The following is a 14,442-nucleotide window of genomic DNA, read 5'->3' on the forward strand; positions in this document are numbered from 1 at the left end:
TTCAGTTTCGGTTACCGCTGTTGCCGGCGGTCACCGCCGGTCGAGGCGCTCCTCGATCCCGGCGATGGCGGCCTTCACCTCGTCGGCGGTCCGGACCCGGGTCGGCTCGGCACCCCGCGCCGACAGGCTGGCCACGCCCCGGTCGAGACCGCTGATACCGACGTTGGTCGGGTTCTGCACCGCAGCGAAGCCGCCCGGACCGCTGATCCAGGCCCCGATCGAGCCCTGCTGCCCGCCCGCGACGACGCCCGACCCACCGAAGATCAGCCCGGTGTGCAGGGATCCGCTGTGCTCGTCGAGGAAGAGCTCGGCCTCCGGCGAGATCACCGGCTGGTCGCCCCGGGTGAGCAGCAGCGGACCGTTGATCGTCGCCATCAGCGCACCGCCGGAGAGTGCGTCCGGCCAGTCCGCACCGGTCGCCACCCCGACGTAGTTGGTCCCGCCGAAGAACGCCCAGGCGGTCATCAGCGCCGTCTCGAAACGGTTCTTGCCGATCAGCGGGTACGAGCCGTACGACTCGGTCGCCTTGGCGCCCTGTCCGCCGATGCCGACGATCAGGGAGGTGCCCCACACCCGGTCGAGGTAGTTCCTGGTGTCGGTCGTCAGGGTGTTGTCGTTGGTGAGCACGACCACCGCGGACGAGCCGTAACCCGGCAGGTTGAACGAGCCGGCCGCCGCACCGGCCGCGAGGGCGTCGGGGAAGTTGACGCCGGTCGCGGCGAGCACGAAGTCCGGGGTCGGGTTGATTTCGTTCGCGGTCGCGATCGAGGTGCTGTAGCGGTTGATGCCGGCGAGCCGCTTGGTCAGGTAGCCGAGCGCCTTGATCCGGTTTTCCACCGCCGTCGAGATCGCGCCGGTGCCGCCGAGCAGGTAGACCGTCTTTCCGGCGGGCAGCACCCGCTGGAGCTCGGCCTGGACGTCCGTGCGCAGCTCGGTCGGTGGGGTCATCAGCAGCGGACCCTGCTTCGCGGCGGCCAGTGCCGCGCCGCCGAGCGCGTCGGCGAAGAGGTCCGACCGGGAGAGCACGACCGACTCCGCGAACTGACGCGGGTCGTTCTCGTCGGCCGCGGTCGCCCAGTGGGCCTTGGAGACGGCGCTCGCCGTGCCGTACCGGTTCGCACCGGAGAGCCGGGCCACCGTGTCGGTCTGCCTCGTCTGGTACGCCGGCACCCCGGTCAGGCCCGGCACGGTGGTCGGGTTCGCCGCCCCGCTGCCGTCGGCGGGCGCCGTCGCCACGCCGCTGCCCTGGGTGAACGCGATGGTCGCGCCATTCGGCGACCAGGTGGGGTTGTCGTGGGTGGCCGCGTTCGACGTCACCGGGACGACGTTGCTGCCGTCGATGTCGGCGACGTGGACCTGGCCGCCGCGGACGAAGGCGACCTTCTTGCCGTTCGGCGAGATCGACGGGTCGCTCGCATCCTGCAGGATGGTGGTCCAGGTGAGGCCGTCGAAGACCCCGACGTCCACCCGACCGGAGGGCGCGTCGGCGCTGCCGCCCTGGGTCTCGTAGACGGTGAGCGCACCGGGCCCGGAGTCCGGAGCCATGTAGTGACGCCCGTCGACGGGGCTGATGTCGATCGGCGAGAAACCGCCCGAGGCGACCTGCACCTCGAGCCGCCACGGCACGCCGGGCTCCTTGGTCGCCCAGAGCACGCCGAGGCCCTCGCTGCGGTAGACCGGGTCACGCCGCACGGCTCCGGGGTTCTCCGGAGACAACCACCAGTAGTTGCTGCCGTCGTCGTGCCGGACCGTCGCGATCTCGCCGTGCTCGGTGGCGAATATCGCCCGGCTGCCGTCCGGCGCCCAGGATGCGCCGTGCATGGTGCTGATCAGGGACGGCTGGTTGGTGCTGAGCCGGAGCGTGGAGCCGTTTTCGAAGCGGATGGTGTTGGTGCCGTTGCTGGCGCTCAGCAGGCCGCCGGTGCCAGGGTGACTGGCCTGCGACGGCGCCATGCCGACGACGGCACTGCCGACGCCGAGCGCGACCGCCGAGGCGAGCGCGAACGGCCGGTAAATGGAACGTGGAGGCAAGGGGACTCCTCGCAACAGATCACGCGTCGCACTGCCCAGATAGGGAGTTTGCCCCCCGTGGGGCGACGCCGGAGTAACCTTAAGGGCTTCTTTATTCGGCGCGCTGCCCCGTTTCGGCCCTGCGCACCAAGATGGTCCGTTAGGCCAGTCACACCGGGCCGATCCGGCGGTCTCCGTTGGCAAATCCCTACTCTGGTAGGGTCCGGGCGAGTAATCCGATTTGCCATCCACAAGGGACTGTGCAATACCGCGCCGTCCTACGGCACGTATCCGGGTGGTAATTCCCCGAGCACTCCGAACAGATTGCGTATCGACCGGATAGCGGAACGTATTTCCTGCAGATAGCGGTCCGCGCCGGGCTCGGCCGAGGCGTGTCCCGGGAAGAGAGCCGGGTCCAGCCCGACCGTCTCCACCTGGCATCCGTAGCCCAGCCCGAGCGTCCGGATCGCGTCGCAGTGCTGGAACGGCACGTAGAGCTGCGAGGTCAGCACGAGTAACCGGGCGCCGGGCGCCGGCCTCAACTCCGTCGCCCAGAAGTGGTACGTGTCGGAGGTGTGCGCCCGCCGGGTCGCCGGCTCGGTCGACGGTGCGGCCAGTACCCGCACCACCGGCCCGGCGGCCGGCCGGTACACCGCGACCGACCAGGAACGGTGGGTGATCTCCCCCGCCGAGCGGCGCTGCTGCACCGGCGCCGGGCAGCCGAACGCGGCCCGGACACCCAGCTCCATCGCGTCCACCTCGTATCCACCGTCGAGCTGGGCGGCGGGGGCGCCGCCGCCGGTCCGGCCGGCCGGGAGGTGGAGCCGGTCGATCTCGACCGGGCGGAGCGGACGGAAGCTGCCCAGTGCGGCGATCTCGCCGACCTCGACCGTGCCGGTACCGACCAGCCAGGCCGCGTACGCGGTCCGGTCCAGGCAGGACCGGGCCAGGCCGCCCAGCACCAGCAGGTGGTCGTAGCGCCGGGCGGGCACCGGACGCGGGCCGGCCAGGCCGAGCGCCTCGGCGGCCGTCCGGACCAGCTCCGCGACGGCGGGGGCGAGATCGGTCTCCGCCACCTCGTCCCGCTCGGCCGCGCCGTGCCGGCGCCGGAAGTCCCAGTGCCGGGCCGAGAAGTCGTCGAGCCAGGCCAGCAGCTCCGCCGGAGCCATCCGGTCGGGCAGCTCGGCACCGAACGCGGCCACCAGATCCCGCAGCGGCCGGGACCGCACCCAGCCGGTGAGGCCGGCCACCAGGTCGTCCCGGGACGTCCCGGCGGCACCGCTCGGCAACGGTACGGGCTGGTAACCGCTCACCCTCGTCCTTCCCGCCCCGGACAGCTCCCGGCCCCGGGACACCTCCGACACACGACTGCGGGTCCGGCACCGGTGACCGGCCCCGGACCCGCGGTCGCGACGAACTAACTCAACTGTCGGTCGGCACTGAACCGTCGCTCACAGCCTGGCACACTGCCCGGCCTTCGGCCCCCGGACCGTGTTGGTCCGGCCGTCGTTGCCCGGCGCCGGGGTGTTGGCCGCGCAGGCCAGCGGCCCGCTGATGGTGTTGCCGGCGACCAGCACCGGCTGGCTGCCGGTGTTGCCGACCAGCGAGACCGGGCCGGAGACGGTGACGCCGTCGACCCGTACCCCGCCGGTGCTGAGCGCGACCGAGACCGGTCCGCTCACCCGGCCCTCCTCGACAAGCACCTGACCGCGCGCCGCGACCACCGTGACCGGTCCGGAGACCGTGGTGCCGCTCAGGGTGAGCAGTTCCGATCCGGTGGCGGTCACCGGACCGGAGATCCGGCCGCCACTCGCCCGCAGCGACGCACCGGGCAGTACGGTGACCGGGCCGGAGACGGTCGCGTTCTCCAGGCAGGTCAGCCCGGAGAAGACGATGAGTGGCCGGGTGTACCGGCCGGAGATCGTCGTGTCGCACTGCGGCCCGGGCCGGCCGACCGCCGAACGCGGCTCCGGGTCGGCGGTGACCGGCGAGTTCTCGGCGAAGTAGTCGACAAGCATGGTCAGGTCGTTGTCCCCGGTGGTGAACGGGTCGGTGCCGCCGGCCAGGGTGGCGAAGTTGTCCCCGCCGGCCGCCAGGAACGAGTTGACCGTCACCCGGTAGCTGCCGGCCGGGTCGATCGGCACACCGTTCAGGGACATCGAGGTGATCCGGGAGCCCTGTGCCGCCTCCGGGTCGTAGGTGTAGAAGAAGCCGTCGGAGACACCCAGCCAGAGCACCGGCCGGGACGCGCCCGCCGGCTGCCACTGCTCCTCCAGCACCTGCTTGAGCTCGGCACCCGTGAACGTCTTCGTCACCACGTCGTTGGCGAACGGCTGCACCGAGAACGCCTCCGCGTAGCTGACCACCCCGTCGGGGGCGTAGACCAGGTCGGCGCGGAGACCGCCCGGGTTCATGAGCGCGATCTGCGCCCCGCCCCGGCCCGGCGCGCTGGTGCCGGCGAGCTGCACGTCGGCGATGAAGTTGCCGAGCACCGACTCCTTGCCCCGGTCCTCGTTCCCCGCCTCGTTGTACGCCCGCCGGATGTCCCCGGTGATCGAACCGAGCGGCTGCTGTCCCAGCTCCTCGGCCCGTTCCTTGGCCGCCGCCACGATCGCGGCGACCTCCGGGTCCTGCGGTGCGCCCACCACGTCGACCAGGCCGGCGTCGGCCGCCGTGACCGTGCCGCTGGTCGGGTCGAAGGTCAGGTCGACCCGGCCGAGCCGCTTGCCGTAGTCCTCGGCCTGCACCACCGGCCGCAGGCGGTCGGTGCCGGGCACCGGCACCTCGAAGGCGTACGGCTGGTGGGTGTGCCCGCTGAAGATCGCGTCGATGGTGGCGTCGGCCCGGGTGAACTTCCCGAAGACCGGATCGTTCGCCAGTTCCTCGGCCGAGTCGATGTTCTCGGTCGCGGCGCCCTCGTGGGTGAGCAGCACCACCACGTCGGCCTCGCCGTTGGCCGGATCGCCGTCCTTGAGCTGGCCGGCCACGGCGTTCGCCTCGGCCACCGGCTCCCGGAAGGTGATCCCGGCGATGCCGTCCGGGCTGACCAGCGAACCGGTCTGCTCGGTGACCACGCCGACGAAGCCGACCCGGACCCCGCCGACCGTGCTGACCGAGTACGCCGGCAGCGCCCGCTCGTCGCCCCGGTAGACGTTCGCGCCGAGCAGCGGGAAGTCGGCCCGGTCGGTGACCCGGCCGGTCAGGTCCGCGATGCCCTTGTCGAACTCGTGGTTGCCGACCGCCGAGGCGTCCAGCCCCATCTCGTTCAGCGCGTCGATCGTCGGGTTGTCCTGGTCGATCGCGGAGACGAAGGTCGAGGCGCCGATGTTGTCACCGGCGGAGACGAACGCGGTGTTCGGGTTCTCCGCCCGCAACTGGTCGACCAGGCCGGCGAGCTGGGCGGCCCCGCCGACCGGCCGGCCGTCGGGCGCGTTGCCCGGCGACTCCAGCCGGCCGTGGAAGTCGTTGATGCTCAGCAGTTGCAGCTCGACCGGGCCGGTGACACCGGTCTCCAACCCCACCAGGATCGGGTTGTGGTCGCTGGCCCGGTACGGGTCAGGGGCGAAGAACGCCGGGTGCCCGTCGTACTGGAAGGCGTACGACTCGTGCGAGTTGATCTGCCAGACGTCGACCCCGGTGACCCGCTCCGCCAGCGACGGCGAGGCGAGCGCGTGGTCCAGCGACCCGGACTCGCCACCGAAGACGTAACTGGACCTGCCGGTGTCGTTCAGGTCGGCGTACCCCGCGTCGTAGAGGACCTGCATCGGGTCCTCCCGGGTGTACGCGTTGAAGTCGCCGAGCAGCAGCACCTCGTCGCTGCCGCTGTCGGCGGCGAGCCGGTCGACGAAGGCGGTCAGCGCCCGCGCCTGCCGGATCCGGTCGCCGTTGAACGCGCCCTGCCCGTCGCCGCTGTCGGCGTTGTCGCCGGTCGCCGAGTCGGAGCTGCTCTTCGACTTGAGGTGGTTGGCGACCACGGTGAAGGTGAGCGCGCCGGAGGTGAAGGTCTGCGCGATCGGCTCGCGCGCGTTGAACCAGACGCTCTCGTCGTTCACCGACCGGGACGGGCCGGCCGGCTGCGCCTTCGCCGGTTTGAAGATGATCGCCGTGGTGATGAAGTCCTGCTGCCCCGCCGCCGGCAGCTCCGCCGGGCTGCGCACGTAGTCCCAGGTGCCGGCCCCGGCCGCCGCGTTCAGCGCGTCGACCAGCCGCTTGAGCGCCTGCTGTGGGTCGGCGGTGTTGAACCGGACCGAGTTCTCGATCTCCTGGAGCGCGACCACGTCGGCGCCGAGCGCGTTGATCGCCGAGACGATCTTCGCCTCCTGCTTGGCGAGCGCCGCCTCGTCGGCGGCACCCCGGGCGTCGCCGCCGAAGTGCACGAAGTAGTTCAGCACGTTGAAGGCGCCGACCTTCAGGTCGCCGCCGACTCCGGCCGGTGCCGGCGTACGCGGGTTGGTGATCTTGAAGCTGGTCCGCGCGGCCGGCGGGGTGTCGGCGCTGACCGGGGTGGTCGGCTGGAGCCGCCACTCGTCGAACCCGTACGAGAGCACGACCGGACCGAACGCCTCGACGCTGTCGCCGACCCGCAGCGGGCTGCCCGGCGCCAGGTACGGCGGCAGCAGGCCGGCGCTGGACAGGTTGGTGGTCCGGCCGTCGTCGACCAGCAGCCGGGCCAGCTCGTTCGCCGTGGCCGCGTCGCGGGCCGCGTCGGTGCCGGGCCGGGCGATGTCGGTCGGTATCACCGCGGCACGGTCGCCGGCGGCGAGCACGACCTCGCCGTACCGGTTGGTGTTGTAGACCTCGGAGACGGTGAACTGGCCGACCGGGGCGACCACCATCGACTCGACCGACTCCCGGGCGGGCGCGTCGAGCGGCAGCGAGAGCGCGACCGTGGCCGGCAGTGCCACGCCCTGCTCGCAGACCTGCACGTCGGCCTTTGCCCCAATGCTGACCTGGGTGAGCCCGTTGTATTCGCTCGCGGTGCCGCTGACCCTGACCCGGTCGCCGACATCGACGCTCGGGTGGTTGGCGGCATTGCTGGTCAGGTAGACGAAGATGCCGTCCGAGGCGGTGCCGGCGGCCGGTGCCCGCCCGCCGCTGCCGGCGGTCTGCACGTAGATGCCGTTGTATCCACCGGTTCGGTGGTCGGCGGTGACCACGCCTTCGACGGTGACCCGGGTGCCGGCCAGCGGGGTCGCGTCGCCGGTGCCCTGGACCTGGGCGATGGTGTGGCTGACCGGCACGTCGCAGCCGACCGGATCCGGGTCCGGATCTCCGCCGCCGCTGTTGCGGGTGCCGAAGGTGTTCGGGGCCGGGGCCCGCCACTGCCCGTCGATGCGCTGCAGCGAGTATCCGGTCGGGGTGCTGCTCGCCTCGGCCACGCCGATGTCGGTGGCGGCCATCCCACCGGCCGGCCCGCCCACCCCGGTCATCCCGCCCTCGTAGCTGAGGAACTCGGCGACCGCGCCGCCGGGCGCGACCAGCGCGATCCCGTCCGGCGAGCCGTTCTGGATCCCGTCGGTCGGATAGGTCGCAACGACCACCCCGGCCGCCGGGACCGTGCCGCTCAGCGTCCGGGTGTTGTACGGTGCCCCGCCGTTGCCGTTGTAGAGGACGAGCTGCCACCCGGTGAGGTCGGTACCGGCCGGAGCCTCGACCTCGATGGCCTCGCCGGTGTCCGTACCGGCGTTGTCGTAGTGGATCTCACTGATAAACGGTGTCGCCGCAGGTTCGGCGGCGAGGACCGGGACTCCGCTGGTCAGGCCGAGCGCACCACTGGTGAGCAGCACACCCAGCGCCCGAAGCGAACGTCCGCGTCTGTTCCGGCGCATCAGGTTGCCTCCGTTAGGGGGTAGACGGTCGGAGCATATGCGGGCCCGGTGGCGAACCGAGAGCTCCCAGGTGTACGGAACACCATGGATGTTCGGTCGTAACGGTGCGGCAGATCGGACCATTCGCGTATTCCGCCTCGACTGGCCGAACGGGGCAGGACGCCGTCCATATCGGCTCCGGCCGGACCGGGTGCGGCGTCCTGATCGAGTCTTGGTTACCGTAGTCGGTCAAGGTCTTGCCGCGCGGGCCGTCTCCGGGCCCGCCGTATCGCCCTGATCGAGGTGTCCGTGAGTCAGTACGGCAAGAGGGTGCCCGCCGACGAGCAGCCGACCGTGCAGATGCCTGCCGTTCCGACGCCCGCCGAGGAGCGCCCCACCATCCGGATCACCGCCGTCACCCTGCCGGCCGACCAGCGCCCCGACGGTGCACCGGCCGGTGGTGCCGGAGCGACAGCGGTCGGCTGGGACACCGCGTCCCGGCCCGGTTCCGCCGGTCCGGCGGGTACACCGGGCAGGTCCGCACCCCGGCGCCGGCTGCGACGCATCCTGCTCGCCGGCGGCACCGCGACCGCGGTGCTCGTCGCCGCCGGCGGCGCCACCGCCGGCTACGCGTACGCCGGTGAGGTGCCCCGGGGCACCACCGTGCTCGGCGTCGAGCTGGGCGGCAAGAGCCGGGCGGAGGCGGCGCAGACGCTCCGCGCCGACCTGACCTCCCGGCCCGAGGCGTTCACCAGTCCGGTCCCGGTACGCATCGGCGACCGGACCGGCGAGGTCTTGCCGGACGCGGTCGGGCTGGCGGTGGACGTCGAGGCAACCGTGGCCGCGGCCGCGGCGCACCGGCCCGGCCCGCTGAGCCTGCTCTTCGGCTCCCGGAGCAGCGAGCCCGTGGTGACCCTCGACGCCGAGAAACTCGACGCCGAGCTGCGGAAGATCGCCGGGGACGCCGGGCAGCGGATGACGCTGCCGGCGATCACCTTCCGCGGCACCACTCCCCGGCCGGTCTACCCCAAGCCGGGGCGGGTGCTGCGGGCCGAGGACTCGGCGGAGGCGTTGCGTACGGGCTGGCTGAGCGGCCAACCGGTGGAGATACCACTGGTGGAGACGCATCCGGAGACCACGACCGACGAGGTCGACCGGCTGGTCGACGAGCTGGCCAGGCCGGCGGTCGCCGCCCCGGTCACGGTCACCACCGAGCGGGGCGACTTCACCGTCCCGCCGGCCGCGATCGCGAAGAGTCTCGTGCTGACCGCCGACAGGAACGGCAGGATCGCCCCACGGATCGACGGGAAGAGGCTACGCGCGGCACTCGCCGGCCAGCTCGGAAAGATCGAGGTGGAGCCGAAGGACGCCGGCATGTCGATCCAGGGCAACAAGCCGCGGATCACCGCCGGGTCCGGGGGACGACAGGTGGACACCGGCGCGCTCGCCCGGGACCTGATGGCCGTCTTGCCGAAGGCCGACGGGCGTACGGTACGGGCACAGCTCACGCCCGTCGAACCGAAGCTCAGCGCGGCCGACCTGGGGAAGATGGGGATCAAGGAACGGGTCTCCACCTTCACCACCAGGTTCACCGGTGGCGCCGGCTCGCCGCGCAGCCAGAACATCATGACGATCGCCCGCAAGGTGGACGGCACGGTGGTCAGGCCCGGGGAGACGTTCTCGCTCAACGGGCACACCGGGGAGCGTGGCTACGCCCAGGGCTACCGCGACGCGCCGGTCATCCTGGACGGCAAGCTCGTGCCGGGGGTCGGCGGCGGCACCTCGCAGTTCACCACCACGCTCTTCAACGCGACCTACTACGCCGGGCTGGAGGACGTGGAGCACAAGCCGCACTCGTACTGGTTCAGCCGCTATCCACCGGTCATCGAGTCGACCATCTTCTGGCCGGACCTCGACTTCAAGTTCCGCAACGACAGCCCGTACGGCGTGCTGATCGACACGTCGTACACCTCCAGTTCGATCACGGTGTCGATCTGGGGGACCAAGGTCTACGACCGGGTGACGACGGAGTGGAGTCCGCGCCGCAACATCACCAAGCCAAAGGTGATCAAGCTTCAGCCGGGTCCGTCCTGCATCCCCACCAACGGCATCGACGGGTTCACCCAGGACGCGTTCCGGCTCTTCCACCGTGACGGGAAGGTCGTCAAGCGGGAAAAGTTCACCTGGAAGTACCTGGCCGAGCCCCGGTACAGCTGTGGCTGACCCGCTCCGCCGCCCGGTGGTATGACACAACCGGGATGACATTTGCACATTGCGATGTAGCGATGGAGGTCCCTACGCTGCCGGCATCGTGATCTGGGGCGCGCCCACAAGGCGCGCCATCGATGCTCGGAGAGGACCCCCATGGCTCGTTGGCGCTTCCTCAGCCGCCTGGCCGCCACCGCGTTGACCGCGGTGAGCGTCGGCGCCGTCACCCTCGCCGCACCGGCGAACGCCGCCCCGGAGGGCGACGTCACACCCTTCGTCGTCGGCGGCACCCGCGCCGCACAGGGCGAGTTCCCGTTCATGGTACGGCTCTCGATGGGCTGCGGCGGAGCACTCTACAGCCCTCGGCTGGTGCTCACCGCCGCGCACTGCGTCGGGCGGACGGGAAGCAACTCCAGCATCACCGCCACGCTGGGCGTGGTCGACCTCCAGTCGTCGAGCCGGATCCAGGTCCGCTCCAACTACGTCTACCGGGCGCCGGGCTACAACGGCTACGGCGACGACTGGGCGCTGATCCGGCTGGCCAGCGCGGTCTCCGGGCTCAGCACCCTGCCGATCGCCACCTCGAGCGCGTACGACAGCGGCACCTTCACCGTCGCCGGCTGGGGTGCCACCCGCGAGGGCGGGGCACAGCAGCGGTACATGATGAAGGCGAGCGTGCCGTTCGTGAGCGACTCGGTCTGCAACGGCCCCAACTCGTACGACGGTGACGTCATCCCGGCCGAGGAGATCTGTGCCGGCTACATGTCCGGTGGCGTCGACACCTGCCAGGGTGACTCCGGTGGCCCGATGTTCCGGCAGGGCGGCAGCGGCCTGGTCCAGGTCGGCATCGTGAGTTGGGGTTACGGGTGTGCGCGGGCGAACTATCCTGGCGTCTACACCCAGGTCAGCTACTTCTCCTCGGCGATTGCCTCGGCGGCGGCGAGTCTGGGCGGCTGACCCGTCCGGGAGACCTGGCCGGGTCCGTGGGGACCGGCCAAACTCCATGACAGGGCCGGAAATGCGAGTGGCGCCACCCGTGTCGGGTGGCGCCACTCCGCTGAAGATGTCCGGCGGTGTCCTACTCTCCCACACCCTCCCGAGTGCAGTACCATCAGCGCTGGAAGGCTTAGCTTCCGGGTTCGGAATGTAACCGGGCGTTTCCCTTCCGCCATAACCGCCGTAACCCTATCAACACAACAAACAACACCCCGGCCACACCCGGGAACACCGTTGTTCGTTTGCTGTGAATCACACAGTGGACGCGTAGCAGCCTTGTAGACAAGTCCTCGGCCTATTAGTACCGGTCAACTGAACCAGTTACCTGGCTTACATCTCCGGCCTATCAACCCAGTCGTCTCACTGGGAGCCTTACCCCCAAACAGGGGTGGGATACCTCATCTCGAAGCAGGCTTCCCGCTTAGATGCTTTCAGCGGTTATCCCTCCCGAACGTAGCCAACCAGCCGTGCCCCTGGCGGGACAACTGGCACACCAGAGGTTCGTCCGTCCCGGTCCTCTCGTACTAGGGACAGCCCTTCTCAAGTATCCTACGCGCACGGCGGATAGGGACCGAACTGTCTCACGACGTTCTAAACCCAGCTCGCGTACCGCTTTAATGGGCGAACAGCCCAACCCTTGGGACCTGCTACAGCCCCAGGATGCGACGAGCCGACATCGAGGTGCCAAACCATCCCGTCGATATGGACTCTTGGGGAAGATCAGCCTGTTATCCCCGGGGTACCTTTTATCCGTTGAGCGACACCGCTTCCACACGCAAGTGCCGGATCACTAGTCCCGACTTTCGTCCCTGCTCGACCCGTCAGTCTCACAGTCAAGCTCCCTTATACACTTACACTCAACACCTGATTGCCAACCAGGCTGAGGGAACCTTTGGGCGCCTCCGTTACCATTTAGGAGGCAACCGCCCCAGTTAAACTACCCACCAGACACTGTCCCTGAACCCGATAAGGGCCCCAAGTTAGATACCCGAACCAACCAGAGTGGTATTTCAACACTGCCTCCACCCATACTGGCGTACGAGCTTCACCGGCTCCCACCTATCCTACACAAGCTAATTCAAGCACCAATGTCAAGCTATAGTAAAGGTCCCGGGGTCTTTCCGTCCTGCCGCGCGTAACGAGCATCTTTACTCGTACTGCAATTTCGCCGGGCCTGTGGTTGAGACAGTGGGGAAGTCGTTACGCCATTCGTGCAGGTCGGAACTTACCCGACAAGGAATTTCGCTACCTTAGGATGGTTATAGTTACCACCGCCGTTTACTGGCGCTTAAGTTCTCAGCCTCGCCCCCCGAAGAGAGCTAACCGGTCCCCTTAACGTTCCAGCACCGGGCAGGCGTCAGTCCATATACATCGAATTACTTCTTCGCATGGACCTGTGTTTTTAGTAAACAGTCGCTTCCCCCTGCTCTCTGCGGCCATACAACGCTCCACCAGCAAGTGGCTTCACGTCTCCGGCCCCCCTTCTCCCAAAGTTACGGGGGCAATTTGCCGAGTTCCTTAACCACAGTTCACCCGATCGCCTCGGTATTCTCTACCTGACCACCTGTGTCGGTTTAGGGTACGGGCCGCTCGGAACTCGCTAGAGGCTTTTCTCGACAGCATAGGATCACTGACTTCACCTGAATCGGCTCGGCATCACGTCTCAACCACATGCACCACGGATTTGCCTATGGTGCGGTCTACACGCTTACCCCGGCACAACCACCGGCCGGGCTCAGCTACCTTCCTGCGTCACCCCATCGCTTGACTACTACCCGCCAGGACCCCACGCTCCCCTGTCTTGGTCCGAAAACCGCCACAGGATCGGATGGTTAGCACAACGAGGTTCATCACGGGCGCTCCTACACGGGTACGGGAATATCAACCCGTTATCCATCGACTACGCCTCTCGGCCTCGCCTTAGGCCCCGACTCACCCAGGGCGGATTAACCTGGCCCTGGAACCCTTGGTCATCCGGCGGAAGGGTTTCCCACCCTTCTTTCGCTACTCATGCCTGCATTCTCACTCGTGCCGCGTCCACAACTCGATCACTCGGCTGCTTCACCCCCGGCACGACGCTCCCCTACCCACCCACACACCTGGATGACATCCAAAAACATCACCAAGCCAACGTGTGAATGCCACAGCTTCGGCGGTGTACTTGAGCCCCGCTACATTGTCGGCGCGGAACCACTTGACCAGTGAGCTATTACGCACTCTTTAAAGGATGGCTGCTTCTAAGCCAACCTCCTGGTTGTCTATGCGACCCCACATCCTTTTCCACTTAGCACACGCTTAGGGGCCTTAGCTGGCGATCTGGGCTGTTTCCCTCTCGACTACGAAGCTTATCCCCCGCAGTCTCACTGCCGCGCTCTCACTTACCGGCATTCGGAGTTTGGCTGATTTCAGTAACCTTGTAGGGCCCCTAGACCATCCAGTGCTCTACCTCCGGCAAGAAACACACGACGCTGCACCTAAATGCATTTCGGGGAGAACCAGCTATCACGGAGTTTGATTGGCCTTTCACCCCTAACCACAGGTCATCCCCCAACTTTTCAACGTTGGTGGGTTCGGCCCTCCACGCGGTCTTACCCACGCTTCAGCCTGCCCATGGCTAGATCACCCCGCTTCGGGTCTAGAACACGCGACTACACGCCCTATTAAGACTCGCTTTCGCTACGGCTACCCCACACAGGTTAACCTCGCCACATGCCACTAACTCGCAGGCTCATTCTTCAAAAGGCACGCCGTCACCCCACCAGAAAACTGGCGCAAGCTCCGACGGATTGTAGGCGAACGGTTTCAGGTACTATTTCACTCCCCTCCCGGGGTACTTTTCACCATTCCCTCACGGTACTCGTCCGCTATCGGTCACCAGGAAGTATTTAGGCTTACCAGGTGGTCCTGGCAGATTCACGGCAGATTTCAGGAGTCCGCCGCTACTCGGGAACATCCACAAAGAAGACCAGGCGCTTTCACCTACCGGACTATCACCGCCTACGGTTGGCTTTTCCACACCATTCAGCTAACACCTGGCTTTGTAACTTCCCGGAGAAGTGTCAGCTTCTCCCACAGAGTCCCACAACCCCGACCACGCAACCCCTGACAGGTATCACACGCAACCGGTTTAGCCTCATCCGCTTTCGCTCGCCACTACTCACGGAATCACAATTGTTTTCTCTTCCTACGGGTACTGAGATGTTTCACTTCCCCGCGTTCCCTCCACACACCCTATGAATTCAGGTGCAGGTGACACCACATGACTGGTGCCAGGTTACCCCATTCGGACACCCTGGGATCACAGCTCGGTTGACAGCTCCCCCAGGCCTATCGCGGCCTCCCACGTCCTTCATCGGCTCCTGGTGCCAAGGCATCCACCGTCCGCCCTTGACAACTTGACCACAAAGATGCTCGCGTCCAC

General features: G+C 68.1%; 5 protein-coding genes and 2 rRNA genes. 2 read left to right on the forward strand and 5 right to left on the reverse strand.

The window, feature by feature from the left end:
* Positions 1–30: 30 nt before the first annotated feature.
* The 3 genes from ACN28C_RS04270 to ACN28C_RS04280 form a co-directional block, all read right to left on the reverse strand.
* Positions 31–2,031 carry a cell wall-binding repeat-containing protein gene (locus ACN28C_RS04270; RefSeq protein WP_422772282.1) on the reverse strand — a complete coding sequence of 667 codons (2,001 nt, stop codon included), beginning with the start codon at positions 2,029–2,031 and terminating at the stop codon, positions 31–33.
* A 257-nt stretch (positions 2,032–2,288) separates the two neighbouring features.
* Positions 2,289–3,323: a hypothetical protein gene (locus tag ACN28C_RS04275; protein ID WP_422772283.1), complete on the reverse strand. Its 1,035-nt coding sequence runs from the start codon at positions 3,321–3,323 to the stop codon at positions 2,289–2,291.
* A gap of 138 nt (positions 3,324–3,461) precedes the next feature.
* Positions 3,462–7,838 (reverse strand): ExeM/NucH family extracellular endonuclease, encoded by a 4,377-nt coding sequence (locus ACN28C_RS04280; protein ID WP_422772284.1) that lies wholly within the window; start codon positions 7,836–7,838, stop codon positions 3,462–3,464.
* A 282-nt stretch (positions 7,839–8,120) separates the two neighbouring features.
* On the opposite strand from ACN28C_RS04280, the gene ACN28C_RS04285 reads away from it, so the two are divergent.
* Entirely contained in the window at positions 8,121–10,040 is a 1,920-nt protein-coding gene (locus tag ACN28C_RS04285; RefSeq protein WP_422772285.1) for a VanW family protein, read from the forward strand.
* Between the two features lie 141 nt (positions 10,041–10,181).
* A complete protein-coding gene (locus tag ACN28C_RS04290; protein ID WP_422772286.1) occupies positions 10,182–10,982 on the forward strand; it encodes a S1 family peptidase in 801 nt (266 codons plus the stop codon).
* A 108-nt stretch (positions 10,983–11,090) separates the two neighbouring features.
* On the opposite strand, the gene rrf is transcribed toward ACN28C_RS04290, so the two are convergent.
* Both rrf and ACN28C_RS04300 read right to left on the reverse strand, forming a co-directional pair.
* Positions 11,091–11,207: ribosomal RNA gene (gene rrf, locus ACN28C_RS04295) — 5S ribosomal RNA — on the reverse strand.
* A gap of 92 nt (positions 11,208–11,299) precedes the next feature.
* Positions 11,300–14,422 (reverse strand): 23S ribosomal RNA (locus ACN28C_RS04300).
* Positions 14,423–14,442: the final 20 nt, after the last annotated feature.

Origin of the sequence: Plantactinospora sp. WMMC1484, assembly GCF_049315195.1 — a bacterium.
In the GTDB taxonomy this organism is placed as follows: Bacteria; Actinomycetota; Actinomycetes; order Mycobacteriales; family Micromonosporaceae; genus Plantactinospora.